15 protein-coding genes are annotated in these 17,207 nt (G+C 65.9%); 9 read left to right on the top strand and 6 right to left on the bottom strand.

What is annotated here, in order from left to right; translation table 11 throughout:
* Positions 1-177 precede the first annotated feature (177 nt).
* The gene (locus WT24_RS17115) at positions 178-1,032 is read right to left on the bottom strand and encodes an SDR family oxidoreductase (protein ID WP_060035100.1); all 855 of its coding nucleotides are present in this window, start codon (positions 1,030-1,032) and stop codon (positions 178-180) included.
* Positions 1,033-1,219: 187 nt separating this feature from the next.
* Here WT24_RS17115 and WT24_RS17110 point away from each other — a divergent pair, with 187 nt between their 5' ends.
* Positions 1,220-1,507, top strand: coding sequence for a helix-turn-helix domain-containing protein (locus WT24_RS17110; RefSeq protein ID WP_236872845.1), 288 nt, complete (start codon positions 1,220-1,222; stop codon positions 1,505-1,507).
* A 19-nt stretch (positions 1,508-1,526) separates the two neighbouring features.
* Here WT24_RS17110 and WT24_RS17105 read toward each other — a convergent pair whose 3' ends face one another.
* Positions 1,527-2,489 (bottom strand): LysR family transcriptional regulator, encoded by a 963-nt coding sequence (locus WT24_RS17105; protein ID WP_060035098.1) that lies wholly within the window; start codon positions 2,487-2,489, stop codon positions 1,527-1,529.
* 88 nt (positions 2,490-2,577) lie between these two features.
* Between WT24_RS17105 and WT24_RS17100 the strand changes: the two genes are divergently transcribed.
* The 8 genes from WT24_RS17100 to WT24_RS17065 all read left to right on the top strand — a co-directional run bounded on the left by WT24_RS17100 (position 2,578) and on the right by WT24_RS17065 (position 12,596).
* The gene (locus WT24_RS17100) at positions 2,578-4,293 is read left to right on the top strand and encodes a dihydroxy-acid dehydratase (RefSeq protein WP_060035097.1); all 1,716 of its coding nucleotides are present in this window, start codon (positions 2,578-2,580) and stop codon (positions 4,291-4,293) included.
* A 1-nt stretch (position 4,294) separates the two neighbouring features.
* Entirely contained in the window at positions 4,295-5,677 is a 1,383-nt protein-coding gene (locus WT24_RS17095; RefSeq protein WP_060035095.1) for an MFS transporter, read from the top strand.
* A complete protein-coding gene (locus WT24_RS17090; protein ID WP_060035094.1) occupies positions 5,667-6,584 on the top strand; it encodes a TauD/TfdA family dioxygenase in 918 nt (305 codons plus the stop codon). The genes WT24_RS17095 and WT24_RS17090 overlap by 11 nt, the downstream gene beginning before the upstream one ends.
* A complete protein-coding gene (locus tag WT24_RS17085) occupies positions 6,585-7,871 on the top strand; it encodes an aconitase X catalytic domain-containing protein (protein ID WP_060035092.1) in 1,287 nt (428 codons plus the stop codon).
* Positions 7,868-8,323 carry an aconitase X swivel domain-containing protein gene (locus WT24_RS17080; protein ID WP_082742208.1) on the top strand — a complete coding sequence of 152 codons (456 nt, stop codon included), beginning with the start codon at positions 7,868-7,870 and terminating at the stop codon, positions 8,321-8,323. Before WT24_RS17085 ends, WT24_RS17080 begins: the two co-directional genes overlap by 4 nt.
* 34 nt (positions 8,324-8,357) lie before the next feature.
* A complete protein-coding gene (locus tag WT24_RS17075) occupies positions 8,358-9,683 on the top strand; it encodes an FAD-dependent oxidoreductase (RefSeq protein WP_060035091.1) in 1,326 nt (441 codons plus the stop codon).
* Between the two features lie 165 nt (positions 9,684-9,848).
* A complete protein-coding gene (locus WT24_RS17070) occupies positions 9,849-11,258 on the top strand; it encodes an MFS transporter (protein ID WP_060035243.1) in 1,410 nt (469 codons plus the stop codon).
* Between the two features lie 144 nt (positions 11,259-11,402).
* Positions 11,403-12,596 (top strand): porin, encoded by a 1,194-nt coding sequence (locus WT24_RS17065; protein ID WP_060035089.1) that lies wholly within the window; start codon positions 11,403-11,405, stop codon positions 12,594-12,596.
* Between the two features lie 107 nt (positions 12,597-12,703).
* On the opposite strand, the gene WT24_RS17060 is transcribed toward WT24_RS17065, so the two are convergent.
* The 4 genes from WT24_RS17060 to WT24_RS17050 all read right to left on the bottom strand — a co-directional run bounded on the left by WT24_RS17060 (position 12,704) and on the right by WT24_RS17050 (position 16,345).
* Positions 12,704-13,018, bottom strand: coding sequence for a hypothetical protein (locus tag WT24_RS17060; protein WP_034209161.1), 315 nt, complete (start codon positions 13,016-13,018; stop codon positions 12,704-12,706).
* 132 nt (positions 13,019-13,150) lie between these two features.
* A complete protein-coding gene (tkt, locus tag WT24_RS17055; RefSeq protein WP_060035087.1) occupies positions 13,151-15,196 on the bottom strand; it encodes a transketolase in 2,046 nt (681 codons plus the stop codon).
* A 562-nt stretch (positions 15,197-15,758) separates the two neighbouring features.
* The gene (locus WT24_RS35820) at positions 15,759-16,142 is read right to left on the bottom strand and encodes a type II toxin-antitoxin system VapC family toxin (RefSeq protein ID WP_082742207.1); all 384 of its coding nucleotides are present in this window, start codon (positions 16,140-16,142) and stop codon (positions 15,759-15,761) included.
* Complete coding sequence (locus WT24_RS17050) at positions 16,139-16,345, bottom strand: DUF2191 domain-containing protein (RefSeq protein WP_059506299.1); 207 nt, start codon at positions 16,343-16,345, stop codon at positions 16,139-16,141. The genes WT24_RS35820 and WT24_RS17050 overlap by 4 nt, the downstream gene beginning before the upstream one ends.
* Positions 16,346-17,207: the final 862 nt, after the last annotated feature.

Raw genomic sequence — 17,207 nt, 5'->3', positions numbered from 1 at the left:
CAATGCGCGCGTCGTCGATCGGCGTGATTTGCACCGCGCCGCAACGCGCGCATCCGCCGGTTCCGACGGGCCGCGAGCAGCGGGGCAGCCGGCGAGATCGATGCGGCTGTGCAGGCGCCGGCCACACTGCCCGACGTCGAGCGGTGCTGGCCCGCGCCTTCCCGGAGCTTGCCTGCTTTAACCGCGCAACGCAGTCGCGACGACGTTCGCCAACGGCGTCGTGGGTCGACCGATCAGTCGCGCGAGGGCGCCGCCGTCGTCGAACAGCGCACCGCGCGAGGCGGCCACGTCGGCATCGGCCAGGATGCCGGCAAGCTCGGGCGGCAACCCGGCGCTCGTCAGCGCGTCCGCATAGGCGTCCTGCGCAAGATCGTTGTAGACGACGGTCTTGCCGGACTGCCGCGAAACCTCCGCGGCTAGCTGCGCCAGCGTGAACGCATCGTCGGCCGCGAGTTCATACGTCTTTCCTGCGTGGCCGTCCGTCGTCAGTACCACGGCTGCCGCCTCGGCATAGTCCTTCCGCGCGGCGGCAGAGAAGCGCCCCGCCTTGGCGGCCCCGATGAACGCGCCGTGCTCGAGCGCCGCTGGAAGGGCCATCATGTGGTTCTCGGTGTACCAGCCATTGCGAAGGATGACGGCGGGGAGGCCCGACGCCGCAATGACTTCTTCCGTCTGCCGATGCTCGATCGCGAGCCGGGCAGGCGAAGTGTCGGCGTGCAGCATGCTCGTATAGGCGAGCAACGAGACGCCGGCCTGCCCGGCCGCATCGATCACCGCGCGATGCAACGGCAAGCGGCCGGCGACTTCGGTCGACGAGATCAGCAGGAGCTTGTCGACACCGACGAACGCGGTGGCGAGCGTTTCAGGCCGCTTGTAGTCGGCCTCGCGCACCACCACGCCGCACGCCTCGAGGTCGCGCGCCTTCGCGGGATCCCTGACCGCCGCGACGATCCGGCTGGCCGGCACGGTTTCAAGCAACGCGTCGATCACAAGGCGCCCGAGCTGTCCGGATGCTCCCGTTATTGCATACATGTTCGTTCTCTCCGTGTATCGGTAGGTGAGGTTCCAAGTGTAGGGATGAAGGTTTCCGTTGGAAACCACCTATCCATCGGTTACCATCATTTTCAAGTAACCAAATGGAAACCTCGGTGGGACGACGATGGGCTTGAGAATGCGAAAGAAGGTGGAGCCGCTTCCCGGCTGTCCGATGTCGAAATGCATGGCGTTGATCGGCGGCCTGTGGACGCCCGAACTGATCTGGTGCCTGAGCAACGGCCCGCGTCGGTTTTCGGAGTTGCGGCGCGACAACCCGACCATCACCGCGAAGGTGCTGACCGGCAGGCTGCGCGATCTCGAGGAGCGGGGCGTGATCCGGCGAAGCGTGTTGCCGACGTCGCCGCCGTCCGTGGAATACGAGTTGACGTCGCTGGGCCGGGAACTGCTGCCGGCGATTACGTCGATCGTGGAAGTCGGGTCGCGTCTGCTGCTTCGCGACCGGCCTCGCTAGCCATTCGCGACCGCACGGGCTAGCGAGCCCCCGTCGAACGCCTGCGCTTCGTATTCGGCAACGGCTCGTGCTGCATCGGCCCTTTGACGAGTTCGCTCATCGCGTCGCGGATCCAGCGGTTGGCCGGCTCGTGATGAAAGCGCGGATGCCAGTGCAGATAAAGCTCGTACGTGGGTGCCGGGAAGGGCAGCGGCAACAGTTTGACGTTCACGAGTTCCGCGAAGCGCCGCCCGACGGCCTGAGGCACCGCCGCAATCATGTCCGACCCGGCGACGACGAACGGCACGCCGATGAAACGCGGCGTACTGAAGCGGACGTTGACGCGAATCCCGAGGCGCTCGTGCGTGCGAGCCAGCACGTCCTGCTCGCGGCCTTCGGGGTGCACCATCACGTGCGCGGCGGCACGGTACTGATCGAGCGACAGCGTGTCCCCGATTTCCGAATGGCCGTCGCGGGCGATACACACGTACGAATGCCGGTACAGCGCCTTGCGCTTCAGCGATTCGCTGTTCAACCCCGGAAAGTAACCGATCGCGAGGTCGACGTCGCCACTCGCCAGCCCTTCCTCCAGCTCCGCCATGCCGAGCGCGACCGTCTTGATGCTCACGTGCGGCGCAGCCTTGTCGAGAAAGTGCTCGAGGCGGGGCAGGAACACCATTTCGCCGATGTCCGACATACACAGCACGAAGTTTCGCGACGACTCGGCGGGACGAAACTCGGGCATCGGCAGGATTTCGGTCTGCACCAGATCCAGTAGCCGCGCCACCGGCTCGCCAAGCGCCTGCGCGCGCGGCGTCGGCTCCATGCCGCGGCCCGTGCGCACGAACAGCGGGTCCTCGAACAGCTCGCGCAGCTTCGACAACGCGTAGCTCATCGCCGGCTGGCTGAGCCCGATGCTGACGCCCGCCTGCGTCACATGGCGCTTTTTCAGCAGCGCATCGAACACTTTCAGCAGATTCAGGTCGACCTGACGAATATCCATGGTTTGGATGATACCTATCGATTTCACATAATTGACGGATTTTATCGGGCTTCCTACCATCGTTTCCACAACAAAGGAGTGAGACACCATGTCCGATGGACGCAAGCCGCAACGCCCGTTGCGCAGCAATTTCCCGCGCGGTTCCTACCTCGGCGCGGTGCGCGCCGCCCAGTGGCGCAATCTCGGCATCAGCGAGGAAGACCTCGACAAGCCGAAAATCGCCATCGTTAATTCCTCGTCCGAACTCGCCACCTGCTTCAGCCACCTCGACGGCATCGCCGCGCAACTGAAACAGGCGATCCGCGCCGCGGGCGCGCTGCCGTTCGAGATCCGCACTGCGGCGCCGAGCGACTTCATCACCGGCGCGGGCGCGCGCGGCGCCTACATGCTGGCCGCGCGCGACCTCGTCACGAACGACATCGAAGTGGCCGTCGAGGGCGCACAGCTCGACGGCATGGTGTGCCTCGCGTCGTGCGACAAGACCGTGCCGGGCCAGCTGATGGCCGCCGCGCGGCTGAATATCCCGACCATCGTCGTCGCGTGCGGTTATCAGCCGAGCGGCGAATATCGCGGCGAGCACGTGGACATCGAGGACGTGTTCGTCGGCGCGATGCATGCGCTGACCGGCAAGCTGCCCGTCGAGGACCTGATCGGCATGAGCCAGAACGCGATTCGCGGCCCCGGCGTGTGTTCGGGCCTCGGCACGGCAAACTCGATGCACATGGTCAGCGAGGCGCTCGGCATGTCGTTGCCCGGCAGCACACCGGTCGCCGCCAACAGCGACAGGATGTTCGCGTTCGTGCGCGAAGCCGGCGCGCGCATCGTGGAGATGGTGCGCGACGACCTGAAGCCGCGCGACATCCTCACGCGCGGTGCGTTCGGGAATGCGGTGAAGACGGTGCTTGCGGTCGGCGGCTCGATCAATACGGTCAAGCACTTGCAGGCGATCGCGGCCGAAGGCCGGCTCGACGTCGACGTGTACGCGCTGTTCGAAGAATTCGCCGCGCAGATCCCGGTGCTGACCGGCGTGCGTCCGGTCGGTGCGCATACGATCGAGCAACTGGAAGCGGCGGGCGGCGGGCGCGGCGTGATGAAGCGACTCGAAGCCTGGCTCGACACCGGTGCGCTGACGGTGACCGGGCGCACGGTGAAGGACAACCTCGCCGATGCGCGCGTCGCCGACGACGACGTGATCCGTCAGCCGCAGCGCGCGTTCGCGAACCATCCGGCCATCGTGCTGGTGCGCGGCAACCTCGCACCGCAGGCCGGCATCGTCAAATTCGGCATCTCGCCGACCAAGCAGCGCGCGTTCACCGGCGACGCGATCTGCTTCTCGACCTCCGACGAGGCGATCGCCGCGATCAAGGACGGCCGCGTGCAACCGGGCAAGGTCGTCGTGATGCGCGGCGCGGGCGTGTGCGGCGGCCCGGCGATGGGCGGCGGGGCGTCGCGCGTGGTGTTCGCGATCGACGGCGCGGGCTTGTCCGAGCAGGTCGCGATGCTCACCGACGGGCATCTGTCGGGGCTCGTCTGCAAGGGGCTGGTGGTCGCGGAAGTGGCCCCGGAAGCCGCGACCGGCGGCCCGCTCGCGTTCGTCGAGGACGGCGACACGATCGAAATCGATCTGGACCGGCGCGTCTGCGATCTGAAGGTCGACGAAGCCGAACTGGCGCGCCGCCGCGCCGCGTGGCAGCGACCCGCGCCGGTCAACGATACCGGTTGGCTGAAGATCTACCGCGCGACGGTCGGCACGATGCCGCAAGGCGCGGTGCTCGGCGCTGACCGGCCGGCCCGGGAGCGTTGAGATGAGCGACGAAACCGCAATCGACATCGGCACGGTGATCGAGCGGCAGCAGACCACCCGCTTCGGCGTGCTGCTGATCGTCGCGATGGGCGTGATGATGATGACCGAGGGCTACGACCTCGCCGCGATGGCGTTCGCGGCCCCGGCGCTCAGCCGCGCGTGGCACCTCGAACACGGCGTGCTCGGCCCGGTGTTCGGCGCATTCGTGTTCGGCACGATGATCGGCGCGTTCGTGCTCGGCTATCTTGGCGACGTGATCGGCCGCAAACGCATGATCGTGATCGGCAGCGTCGTGCTCGCGGGCTTCACGCTCGCCGCGTCGCGCGCAACCGGCCTCGAACAGCTGCTGGTGCTGCGATTTCTGGCGGGCATCGGCATCGGCGGCGTGGTGCCGAACGCGATCGCGTACACGACGGAGTTCGCGCCGAAACGCTGGCGCGCGACGTGGGTCACGCTGATGTATTCCGGCTATACGATCGGCAGCAGCGCGGGCGGTCTCGTGTCGGCGTGGCTCGTCCCGAAGTTCGGCTGGCAGGTCGTTTTCGTGATCGGCGGCATCGCGCCGCTCGTGTCGAGCGCGATGTTGTGGTGGGCGGTGCCGGAGTCGATCCGCTTCCTGACGCTCAAGGGCCGTCACGCCGAAGTCGCGCGAATCGTCGCGCGGATCGCGCCGGGTGTCGTCGTCGCGCCGCGTGCCCGCTTCGTGATCGGCAGCGCGTCGCAGGCTCACGCACACGAGCGCCGCCGCGACGGCTCGCTGCGGCTGCTGTTCGCAGGCCGGCTGCGCGCGCTGACGCCGGTGCTGTGGGCCGTCTACATCGCGAACTCGATGGCGCTGTTCTTTCTCAGTAGCTGGCTGCCGGCGCTGATCGAAAGCGTGGGTCTCGCGCCGCGCGACGCGGCGCTCGTCTCGACGATGTTCCAGCTTGGCGGCACGCTCGGCGGGCTCGCACTGATGCGCTTCGTCGACACGCGCGGCGCCATCATCATCACCGTGCTGCCGCTCGTCGGTACGCCGCTCGTCGCGTTGCTCGGCACCGGACTGCCCGCCCCGATGCTGGTCGCGGCGGTGTTCATGACCGGCTTCACGGTGGTCGGCACGCAGTTTGGCCTGAACGCGGTCGCGGCGCTCGTCTATCCGACCGCGCTGCGCGCCAAAGGCACGGGCGCGGCGGTCGGCATCCAGAAGATCGGCGCGATCGCCGGGCCGGTGATCGGCGGGATGCTGATGTCCGCGCATCTGCCGGTCGAGCGGATGTTCTTCCTCGGCGCGGTACCGGTCGCATGCGTCGCGCTGCTCGCGTTCGCGCTCGGCCGCCTGCATCGTCGTCGCGACGATGCAGCACCGGACAATTCTCAGACAGGAGCTGCCCATGTCGCTTGAAGTCGTTCCCATTGATGCCGCGCGTCCGGATTTCGTCGGCCTCGCGAACGGCATCGATCTGACGGCGCCCGTTTCCGAATCGCTCGCGTGCGCGATCGACGCCGCGATGAACCGCTACGCGGTGCTGGTGTTCCGCGGTCAGCCGCTCACGCAGGACCAGCAGCTCGCGTTCGCGCGTGCGCTCGGGCCGCTCGATTTCGGTTTCAAGCGCGTGGCGCGTCCGCATGCGCGGCTCGCATACCCGGAACTCGCGGACATCTCGAACGTGGACGAGTCCGGACGGATCGCGGACCGCGCGCACCGGCGCATCGTCGGGAATCTCGCGAACCAGCTGTGGCACAGCGACAGTTCGTTTCAGCAACCGGCGGCGCGCTATTCGATGCTGCATGCGGTCGTCGTGCCGGAGTGGGGCGGCGAGACCGAGTACGCGGACATGCGCGCCGCGTGGGATGCGCTCGAACCTCGCACGCAACGCGAACTCGACGGGCTCGAAGCGGAACACTACGCGCTGCACTCGCGCTTCCTGCTCGGCGATACCGACTACACCGACGAGCAGCGCAACGCGTTGCCGCCGGTGCGCTGGCCGCTCGTGCGCAAGCACGCCGGATCGGGGCGCCGGCATCTGTTCATCGGCGCGCACGCGACGCATGTCGTCGATCGCACGTTGGCCGAAGGCCGCGTGTTGCTGATGGATCTGCTCGAACATGCGACCGCACGCCGTTTCGTGTATTCGCATCGCTGGCAGCCCGGCGACCTCGTGATCTGGGACAACCGGTGCACGCTGCACCGCGGCCGCCGTCACGACCCGTCGGTGCGCCGCGAACTGCGACGCGCGACGACGGTCGACGTCGACCGGCACGCGGCGCCACCGGCGGAGCAACTCGAACCTGTACAGGGAGCATGCTAAATGCAGTTGAACGACGACGAACGGGCGATGCTCGATGGCCGCGACGGCGCGGCCGTGCAGCGTGCGATGGATCTGCTGGTGCGCTACGGCGAAGCGCTCGGCGCGTCCCGCCTAGTGGACACGAACAACGTGTGCGGCACGGTCGGCGCGACGATGCCGTTCCTGCGCGATTACGCGGCCAAGCACGGCGGTCTCGACGCGGTGTTTTCCGAATTCAACCTCGATAGCCCCGAGGTGGTCGAGGTGCCGAAGGCGAAGGTGTTCAGTAGCCATCTGCAGCAGGGGCTGGACCCTCAGCATGCGCAGCGTCAGGGCGTCGACGGCGAGATCGTGAAGCTGTACCGCCAGGGCGAGGCGTTCACGGGGCGGCTCGGCATTCAGCCGCTCAATACCTGCGCGCCGTACCTGACCGGCAACGTGCCGGTGCGCGGCGAGCATTGCGCGTGGATGGAGTCGTCCGCGGTGATCTACATCAACGCGGTGCTCGGCGCGCGCACCAATGCCGAGGGGCGGGAGAGCACCGGCGCCGCGATGCTGACCGGCAAGATTCCGTACTGGGGCCTGCACCTCGACGAAAACCGCGGCGGCACGCATCTGATCGAACTCGACGTCGACGTGAACACGGTGCAGGACTGGGGGCTGCTCGGCTACTACGTCGGCGAACTCGTGCAGGACCGCATTCCGGTGATCGACGGGCTGCGCGACGTGCCGAACTTGCCGAAGCTCAAGCACTTCGGCGCGGCCGCGGCCTCGTCGGGCGGCGTCGAGATGTACCACATCGTCGGTCAGACGCCGGAGGCGCGCACGCGCGACGAAGCGTTTCGCGGCCGCAAGCCGGTCGAGACGATCCGCTACGGTGCGGCCGAGCGGCGCATCGCGTACGAGCGCGTCAACACCACCGCGAAAGACGCTCAGGTCGACTTCGTGATGCTCGGCTGTCCGCACTATTCGATCGAGCAGATCTGGGAGGTCTGCCAGTTGCTCGAAGGCCGCCGTATCGGCGCGAATACCGAACTGTGGATATTCACCGCGCGCGCGACCCGGCAGTTGGCGGACCAGGCCGGCTATACGAAGCTGATCGAGGACGCGGGCGGCGTGCTGATGACCGACACATGCTCGGCGATCGGCCGCGTGATGCCCAAGGGCACGCGCGTCGTCGCGCTTGACTCGGCGAAGCAGGCGCACTACCTGCCGGCAATCATGGGCGTGCAGGCCTGGTTCGGCACCACGGCCGATTGTATCGAGGCCGCGGTGAGCGGCCGCTGGAACGGAGGACTGCGCGCATGAGCACGCATCACGGCATGAATGGCAAGGCCGGCACGCCGGTCGTGCTGCGCGGACGCAAGGTGGTCGGCGGCTGTGTCGAGGGCGAGGCGCTCGTCACGCGCGACCGTATCTCCGGCTGGGGCGGCATCGACCCACGCACCGGCACGATCATCGAGACGCGTCACGAGCTGCGCGGCCAGAGCTTCGCGAACAAGGTGCTGGTATTTCCCGGCGCGAAGGGTTCGTCGGGATGGTCCAGCCAGTTCCATATCGCGCGGATCGCCGGCACCGCGCCGGCCGCGATGCTGTTCAACGAAATGACCACGAAGATCGCGCTCGGCGCGGTGGTGACCCACGCGCCGTCGCTGACCGACTTCGACATCGATCCGCTCGACGTGATCGAAACGGGCGACTGGGTGCGCGTCGATGCCGAGCGTGGCGTCGTCGAAGTGCTCAAGCGCGGCCGCGCCTGATTCCGGCGCGCGGCGTCGCCCGCGCGCCACCGCGATGGATTTTCAAGGAGAACATGTTTTGAACACGGGTACTCGTATCGTCCGCCGCGACGGCCGACCGACGGGCTGGAAACTTGACGCCGACGTATGCATCGTCGGCGCGGGCATCGCCGGCACCTCGGCGGCGCTCGAAGCGGCCGCGCTGGGACGCAAGGTCGTGCTGGTCGACAGTCTGCCCGCGCTCGGCGGCCAGGCGGTCAACTCGATCATCGGCACGTTCTGCGGGCTGTTCTCGAACGGACCGAAGCGCTTCCAGGTGACGCACGGCATCGCGGACGGCATCCTGCGCGATCTCGGCGAGAAGGGCGCGCTGCACTACAAGGAAGGGCCGCTGACGACCGTCGTGCTGTACGACGAAGTCGCGCTCGCGCGCTGGATCGAGCAGAGGATTCTCGACGCAGGCATCACCGTCGTGCTCGGCGCCGTGTTGCGCGACGTGGTACGCGAAGGGCGGCGGGTGCGCGAGCTCGACGTCGCGACGCGCTACGGCGACGTGCGCATCGCGGCCGACGGCTTCGTCGACGCGAGCGGCGATGCCGCGCTCACGTGGCTGGCCGGGTTCGACTGCCAGGAGCCGGAAACGCCGATTCGCGGTACGCAGATGATCGTGCTCGAGAACCTCGACGAGACCGATCTGCCGACGCCGACCGCGTTTCGCGAGCGCGTCGAGGAAAAGGCGCACGCGTATGGGCTGGGGCGCAAGGACGGGCTCGTGTTCTATTTCCGTGGCCGCAACATCGGCATTGCGAACATGACGCACATCGAGACGCCCCTCGAACCGATGGCGGCGTCGCGCACCGCACTCGTCGGCCGCGATCAGGCGGACCGCGCATTCGAGTTTCTGCGCGCCGAGTATCCGCACATCTATCGCAACGCGCACATCCGCAGCTACGGGCTGCCCGGCATCCGGCAGACGCGCTGGATCGTCGGCGCCCAGCAGTTGAACTCGGCGGACGTGATCGCCGCCACGCAGTTTCCGGACGCGGTCGCACGCACCTCCTGGCCGATCGAATTGCACGATCGCGCCGAAGGCTACGAATGGAAGCCGTTCGGCGACGACCATCTGCATACCGTGCCGTTCGGCAGCCTCGTCGTGAAGGATGCGGACAACCTGATCGCGGTCGGCCGCTGCATCGACGCGGACGCGACCGCGCTGTCGAGTGTGCGGGTGATGGGACCGTGCATCGCGATGGGTGCGGCCGCGGCACACGCGTTCGACCTCGCGGATGGCGGCAGTGTCCACGACATCGATCGCGGCATGCTGCGCGAGCGACTCGCCGACAACGTCGATCGAATCGATCCACCCCATCTGAAGAACTGACGCACGACTAGCCGGCGGCGCGGCAATACCAAAGAGGTGCATCGGGCGCTCCGCAACGCGCGCTCGCGACCAGCACCCACTGCCGCGCCGGCCAGAGACGCAATGACGGAACGCGCGACGCGCCGGATCTGCCGGCGCGCCGACGCGGTACCTGAGGAGGAGACGATGATTCAAACCCTGCCCGATGCGCGCACGGTGGACGTGTCGCGCCTGATCGACGAACAACGGATCGGCCGCTTCGCGTTCGTGCTGATCGCGTCGACGTGGCTCGTGATGCTGACCGACGGCTACGAGCTCAGTGCGCTGGCGTTCGCAGCGCCTTCGCTGATTCGCGCGTGGCACATCGAGCGCAGCGTGCTCGGGCCGGTGTTCGGCGCCAACGTCTTCGGCATCATGATCGGCTCGATCCTGTTCGGCTATATCGGCGACCGGATCGGACGCAAGCGCGCGATCCTGTTCGGTGCGTGCTGGTACGGGCTCGTCACGCTCGCGACCGCATGGGCATCGAGTGTCGACCACCTGCTGTGGCTGCGCTTCGCTGCGGGCATCGGCATCGGCATCGGCGGCGCGGTGCCGAACGCGTTCGTGCTCGTATCGGAATTCGCGCCGAAGCGACTGCGAGCCACCTGGGTCACGCTGATGTTCACCGGTTATACGCTCGGGGCGGGCTTCGGCGGCGGCGTCGCCGTGTGGCTCGTGCCGCACTTCGGCTGGCCCGCGGTATTCGTGGTCGGCGGGCTCGCGCCGCTCGCGGTGGCTGCCGCGCTGTCGTTCGTGATGCCGGAGTCGCTGCGCTATCAGGTGCTCAACGGCTGGCCGCGCGACCGTATTGCCGCGACCGCCGCACGCATGCGGCCCGAACTCGCATTGCCGCCGGATGCGCGCTTCGTCGTGACCGACGAGCGCCGCGTCGCGAAGTTCTCTCCGCGCATGCTGTTCGCCGGCCGCTTGCGCTACGTGACCACCGCGTTGTGGCTCGCGTACATCGCGAATTCGATGGCGCTGTTCTTCCTGCAAAACTGGCTGCCGGTGCTGATCGAGGCGACCGGCGTTGCCGCCCATCGCGCCGCGCTGATGACCACGCTGTTCTCGGTCGGCGGCACGCTCGGCGGCCTCGTACTGATGCGCTTCATCGACCGCCATGGCGTGCGGCTCGTCACCTGCCTGCCGCTCGTCGGTTTTCCGCTCGTCGCCGCGCTCGGCATGAACCTCGATACGGCGTGGCTGACGGCCGCCGTGTTCGGCGTCGGCTTTTGCGTCGCCGGCACTCAGGCCGGCCTCAATGCCGTCGCGTCGATCGTCTATCCGACCAGCTTCCGCTCGAAAGGCACCGGCACCGCGATCGGCGTGGCCAAGATCGGCTCGATCTCGGGCCCGATGATCGGCGGGATGCTGCTCGCCGCGCATGTGCCGGTGCGCGAGCTGTTCCAGGTCGCGGCGCTGCCGGTCGTCACCGTCGCGGCGCTGATGTTCATGCTCGGTCGCATGTATCGGCCGGTCGATACGCACGACGACGGGCTCGCGGCGTGCGATCCCGCGGGCGCCGAGCCTTCGCTGCCTGCGGCGGAACGCTAGGAATAGCGGCAGCGGCGGGGGAGGCCGGGGGCGCCGTGCCGCGCACGGTCGCCGGAGCGATACATGCGGCGCGTTCGCGCCCGACGCTCGCTCCCGCCGCCTTCGATCCGCATCACCTCACTCCATCGAAACCGGAGAAGCACGATGAAAACAGCAGTCTGCACTGCTGCGGCGGCTTGCGCCCTCGCGGCGCCGTTCGCGGTCCATGCGCAAAGCTCGGTCACGCTGTACGGCATCATCGACACGGGCATCGCCTGGACGAATACGGTCGCGTCGTCGATCAGGACCCGGGGCGCGTCGCGCTGGTCGATGGCGACCGGCTGGGGCAGCGGCGACCGCCTGGGCTTCCTCGGACGCGAGGATCTCGGCGGCGGCCTCTCCGCAGTGTTCCAGCTCGAAGCGGGTTTCAGCGGATTGAACGGCACGTCTTCGCAGGGCGGCCGGCTGTTCGGGCGGCAGGCGTACGTCGGCTTGTCAAGCAAGCAGTACGGCAAGCTGACGCTCGGCCGTCAGTATGACTACACGTTCGACTACGTCGCACCGCTGATGGCGTGGCTTCAGTTCGGCAGCATCTATGGCGCACACATCGGGGACGTCGACGATAGCTTCCAGACGTTTCGCCTGAACAACAGCGTCAAGTACGAGGCGAGTCCGCTCGCGGGACTGAAGCTGGGCGCGATCTATGCGTTCAGCAACCAGGCGGGCGGCGGCGCCGGGCAGGGCTTCGCCAACAACCGCGCGTACGGCTTCGGGCTCGATTACCTGCGCGGACCGTTGCATGTGGTCGCGAGCTACCTGCAACTGAACAATCCGTCGGCAGGTATTGCGTCGTCGGGGAACAATCCGAACGGCGCGATCGGCGACGAGTACAGTGGCTCGACCAGCATCTTCTACAACGCGGGGTTCGTCGAGCATCAGCGAATCTCGGCGCTGGGCGCCGGCTATTCGTTCGGCGCCGCAGCGGTGAATCTGGTCGTCACCGACACGCGCCTCGTTTATCGCGGCGGCCACAGCCTGCGCATCGACAACTACGAGATCAACGGGCGCTACAACTTCACACCGGTGCTGATCGGCGGGGTCGGCTACATCTTCACGGATGGCCACGGGTATGCCGGTAGCGGCGCGACGTCGTTCGCGACCGGCGACCGACCGAAATGGCATCAAGTGGATGCGGGCGTCACCTACCTGCTGTCGAAGCGCACGGATCTGCACATGTCGATGGTCTATCAGCGGCGAGCCGGCGATGCGAGCACTGTCGCGATCAACTTCTTCGGACCGGCGGGGGTGGGGCGTAGCAGTCAGATCGCGGTGCTGGCGGGGCTGCGGCATCGTTTCTAGCGTACGAACGGCGCGCGGCGGGCCTGCGCGCGTTGCCGAACGGGACAGCATCGTCGCGACGAGCAACGAATAGGCCGCCGAGTATGAAATCCCGCCGACGCAACGCTTTACGCGTCTTTCAGCCAGGGCATTTCCACGGGTGACACGACCAGTTGCCGGAATTCGCGTTTCAAATCGAAGATGAACCCGACGAGGATCATGGAGTCGGCGTAAGGAATCGGAAAGACATGCGGATTTTCCGGCGTACGCAGGGGACGATCGGGGGTGTCCGCCGTCGCCGCGGCATTCTCGCGAACGCTTTCCAACTCGTCGGCCATGGCCACGCCACTGACTTGCAGCACACGGCTGCGCAGGTCGCTGAAGGGCTCGATGCGCGCAGCGTCTTCGTGATATTCAGGCACTTCGTAAACGAACCAGGACATTGTCGTCTCCCATGAGAAGGGGCGCTATTCTAACGCTACGCGAGAATCCATCGAAAATCGACCGCGCCCACTTCTCCAGGCACATCCACGAACCCTGCGAGGTCATCGCATCTCGAGCGGATCGCAGCAATGTCACACTTCGGATAACACCTGACGCGCCGCGCGAACAACCGCATCGACCGTAATGTCGAACTTGTCGTACACGTCCTTGATTTTCCCGGACTCGCCGAAGCTGTGCATGCCGACGAACCGGCCTTCCGGACCGATGTACCGCTCCCATCCCAGTTCGACCGCCGCCTCGACCGCGACCCTCGCGGGAGAAGCGCCCAGCACGGCCCGTTGGTAATCGCGTGGCTGCTCCTCGAACAGCAGGCGGCACGGCATCGATACGACGGCCGTCGGCACGCCTTCGTGCTGCAGGACGTCGCGTGCCTGGACGGCGAGGTCGACCTCCGAACCTGTCGCGAGCAACGTGAGTTGGCGCGGCCCGCCATCGGCCTCCCGCAAAATATAGGCACCGCGTGCCGACTTGTTTTCGTTTCCAGGCTCGTTGCGCAGGAGCGGGACCGGCTGTCGTGACAATGCGAGGAGGGCAGCCCGGCGGGGGTGTTCGAGAATCAGTTCCCAGCACTCTGCCGTTTCGACTGGGTCGGCTGGCCGATAGACCGCGAGTTGGGGAATGGCCCGAAGGGCGGCAAGGTGTTCGACGGGTTGATGAGTCGGGCCATCTTCTCCGAGGCCGATGGAATCGTGCGTCATCACGAAGATGGACCGCACCCGCATCATCGCGCTCAACCGGATTGCCGGTCGACAGTAGTCCGAAAAACAAAGGAAGGTGCCGCCGTACGGAATCAGGCCGCCATGAAGGGCAATGCCGTTCATGGCGGCGGCCATGCCGTGTTCGCGGACGCCGTAATGAAGGTACGAACCGTTGAACCGGCCGGGCTCGATCGCGACTTGATTCTTCGTTTTCGTATTGTTGGACTGCGTAAGGTCGGCCGAGCCGCCCAGCAATTCCGGAATCGCGTCGACGAGATAGTCGAGCACCGCACCGCTGGCCTTGCGGGTGGCCATTGCACTGCCACCGGCAATAAACGCCTGCCGTGCCGCCGCAATCGCCGCCTTCCAGTTATCCGGAAGCTTTCCGGCATTGCGCCGGTCGAATTCGGTACGCAGCGCATGCGGCGCCTGGCGGACGCGCTCCTCCCACGCGAGCCTCGTCTTGCGGCCACGCGCGCCGATCTCCCGCCATGCTTGCAGCAGGTCATCCGGGATTTCAAACGGCGGCGAATGCCAATCGAGCGCCTGGCGTGCGCCCGAGATTTCATCTTCGCCCGGGGCATCGCTATGGGCTTTCTCGGTTCCAGCCTTCGTCGGAAAGCCGAATCCGATGATCGTCCTGCATGCGATCAAGGTCGGTCGATCATGCGTTGTCCGGGCGGTCTCGATGGCGCTCCGTATCGCATCCGTGTCGTGGCCGTCGATTTCCAGGACGTGCCATCCAGCTGCGTGAAAGCGCTCGATCTCGTTGTCCGAGACCGCGAGTTTGGTGGCGCCGTCGATCGAAATCGAATTGTTGTCCCAGAACGCGATCAGTCGGCCCAACCGGAGGTGGCCAGCCAACGAAATGGCCTCGTGGCTGATGCCTTCCATCAGGCAACCGTCACCGAGAAATACATACGTGTAGTGATCGACGAGATCGTCGCCGAAGTGCGCATTCATGACGCGCTCGGCCAACGCCATGCCGACGGAGTCCGCAATGCCTTGTCCGAGGGGGCCGGTAGTCAGTTCGATTCCCTCGGCGTGCGAGTACTCCGGATGACCGGGTGTCTTGCTGCCGACTTGCCGGAACCGCTTCAGCTCGTCGATGGTCATGTCCGAATAGCCCGTCAGATAGAGAAGGCTGTAGAGGAGCATCGACGCGTGTCCGTTGGAAAGCACAAACCGGTCTCGGTCGATCCAGTGAGGGTCCGATGCATCGAATTGCATGAACTCCTTGAACAGGACCGTCGCGACGTCAGCCAACCCCATTGGCGCACCGGGATGACCGCTGTCGGCTTTCTGGACTGCATCCATGGCGAGGAAGCGGATGCAGTTCGCCAGCGCGCGCAGATGGGGGTCTCGTGGGGACGGCACCGCTTTCGCAGTCGTCCCGGAATTTGCGGTGGGATCGCTCATCGGTTCTCCTGTGTTGGCTGGGAAAGATGAGGCCACGGTGCAATATGCATACCTTCTCGGCGATGGCGAGGATATGCGGAGATGTTCGAAGCGTTTGTCTTCGACTTAATCGTTGATGGGGTGCGCGTCCCCGTCATTGCCTGGATGCAACGTGTCGGGAAGGATGTCGACCTCGTCTCGGTATCCACACGAGATCCACGCCAACTGCCCCTGCTTTAATAGCGGTTCAGTTCGATTCAGCCCGCCGCGCGACCAACTCGACGCATGCGAAACTTAACGCAGCGTCCGGGATGGGGCGCCACCACACTATGTCCCCAAAGCAGAAAGAGATGGAGCAGGCGCTAAAAGGCATTCTGGATTGGTAACGGGCCGTGATCTATCAACGCCACGCACTGCGGACGTGCAACGAATCGGTAGGCCTGCAGTCTGATCTGGTTTTTCTGGCACTTGCCGCACGGATGGGCGGCCCGCCCAGAAGCGGGCGACCTAATCGCGAGGAGCGAAGCGGGACCGCGCCTAGGCACGGCGACAGACCGCGCAAAGAAGTCGGCAACTGCTTCGCTCAATGCAGGTCAGGCGGTACGTAGTGAACCCCGAATTGCTCTGCCAGTTGCGCGAGCCGCCGATCGCGCGTCCAGAGTCGGGTGTTCGGGGTCAACAGCACCGATGCAAGCAGCGTGCAATCCACGGCACCGCATCCGCGCCCATACAGCCGTTCCCGCTCGATCCAGTCCGCTACTTCGCCTGGCGTCGCGCGGCGCGTTTGGCGCAATAACGCGAGATCTCCCAGCGTTCGTGCCCGCGGTTCGGGCGGCGTCCCGCACGTGAGCTCAAGTATCACCAGTGGATGTGTAAGGACGTTATCGACGCTCAGAAGTTGGATAAGCACTGGTAGTGGCCGCCGGAAATGCTCGGCCCACACGGACGTGTCGACCAACACACTCATCGGACGATTACCTCGGGAGCGCGGCGCGGGACATCTGCCATGTCGGGCGCGCGACCGCCCAGGGCGGCCAGGCGTTGACCGGCCTGGACGCGCACGAAGGTTTCAAGTGCCGTCCGGAATAGGTCGGCCGGCGGCATGCCAGGTTCGGCGAGTTCGAGTGCGCGCGCATAGAGAGCGTCGTCGACGGTGACGGTGGTACGCATGATGGCTCCTTTGATGCTTTTCCGCATCAATTTTAGCATCAATTCAACAGCGATTCGGTCATTGACAAGCGGATCACCAATCGGCCTGAAGTGGGGCCGTGACGCTTTCGCCAAGGAGATCCGACTACGGTGGCGTTAGAAGTTGGCGAACGTCGCTGGCGCCCGCATGGGCAACCGTTTCGATCTCTATGCTCGCACCAAGGCGGGTGTGAGGTGTCGTCAAGCATGTCGTGCCACCACGATAATTGTGTAATGGGCTGCTGCACAATTACCGGCACTGGAAAGCCGTTGCGATTGAAGGCTTATTTGTATTATTTCGGCATAGCCGGAAACCGACATGCCTGCCTAGTCCGGACTGTAAATTTTAACTCGGACCCCAATAAAGCGATAAACAGCATTATGTTAAGTCATTCTGCCAACAGAACCGGTTGGGCTGTCAACATGCCCGCGCTGTCCGATTTGCCCATGATGCTGCGGCTGCCAACAGAGCTTCGGCTCTCGACGAATAGCTCGTGTACTCGGCTACGCAACGCCACGCGCTCGGCGTCAACGCGCTGGGCACGCTCTCGGTACGCATACAGGCAAGATCGCGATACGTCGAATACCGCTCCAGATCGATTCGACTGATTCGCTTGACCGCACTGACCGACCGGCGTGCCTGCTGCATCTGCGCCGCGAAGTGGTCCTGCTTGAAGCGCGTCTACACGAACGGCGCGGCCAATCAGTCATTTGGCGCGGGTGAGGTGCTGGTGCGCGTTAATGTCGGAGTCCGGAAAGGGCGGCGCGTCACGCGTCGCGATAGAGGGCGGCGATCGCGTCCGTATAGGCCGCGACGTTCTCGGGGTTGTAGATGCTGACCGAG

The sequence above is a fragment of the Burkholderia sp. MSMB1078WGS genome (assembly GCF_001528895.1).
Lineage (GTDB): Bacteria > Pseudomonadota > Gammaproteobacteria > Burkholderiales > Burkholderiaceae > Burkholderia.
Note: the sequence above shows the minus strand (reverse complement) of the source record. Positions and strands in the feature narration are given on the sequence as shown.

Coding starts and splice junctions, on each gene's coding strand:
- WT24_RS17115 (WP_060035100.1), bottom strand. CDS start 1,032: ATGTATGCAATAACGGGAGCATCCGGACAGCTCGGGCGCCTTGTGATC.
- WT24_RS17110 (WP_236872845.1), top strand. CDS start 1,220: ATGGCGTTGATCGGCGGCCTGTGGACGCCCGAACTGATCTGGTGCCTG.
- WT24_RS17105 (WP_060035098.1), bottom strand. CDS start 2,489: ATGGATATTCGTCAGGTCGACCTGAATCTGCTGAAAGTGTTCGATGCG.
- WT24_RS17100 (WP_060035097.1), top strand. CDS start 2,578: ATGTCCGATGGACGCAAGCCGCAACGCCCGTTGCGCAGCAATTTCCCG.
- WT24_RS17095 (WP_060035095.1), top strand. CDS start 4,295: ATGAGCGACGAAACCGCAATCGACATCGGCACGGTGATCGAGCGGCAG.
- WT24_RS17090 (WP_060035094.1), top strand. CDS start 5,667: ATGTCGCTTGAAGTCGTTCCCATTGATGCCGCGCGTCCGGATTTCGTC.
- WT24_RS17085 (WP_060035092.1), top strand. CDS start 6,585: ATGCAGTTGAACGACGACGAACGGGCGATGCTCGATGGCCGCGACGGC.
- WT24_RS17080 (WP_082742208.1), top strand. CDS start 7,868: ATGAGCACGCATCACGGCATGAATGGCAAGGCCGGCACGCCGGTCGTG.
- WT24_RS17075 (WP_060035091.1), top strand. CDS start 8,358: ATGGATTTTCAAGGAGAACATGTTTTGAACACGGGTACTCGTATCGTC.
- WT24_RS17070 (WP_060035243.1), top strand. CDS start 9,849: ATGATTCAAACCCTGCCCGATGCGCGCACGGTGGACGTGTCGCGCCTG.
- WT24_RS17065 (WP_060035089.1), top strand. CDS start 11,403: ATGAAAACAGCAGTCTGCACTGCTGCGGCGGCTTGCGCCCTCGCGGCG.
- WT24_RS17060 (WP_034209161.1), bottom strand. CDS start 13,018: ATGTCCTGGTTCGTTTACGAAGTGCCTGAATATCACGAAGACGCTGCG.
- tkt (WP_060035087.1), bottom strand. CDS start 15,196: ATGAGCGATCCCACCGCAAATTCCGGGACGACTGCGAAAGCGGTGCCG.
- WT24_RS35820 (WP_082742207.1), bottom strand. CDS start 16,142: ATGAGTGTGTTGGTCGACACGTCCGTGTGGGCCGAGCATTTCCGGCGG.
- WT24_RS17050 (WP_059506299.1), bottom strand. CDS start 16,345: ATGCGTACCACCGTCACCGTCGACGACGCTCTCTATGCGCGCGCACTC.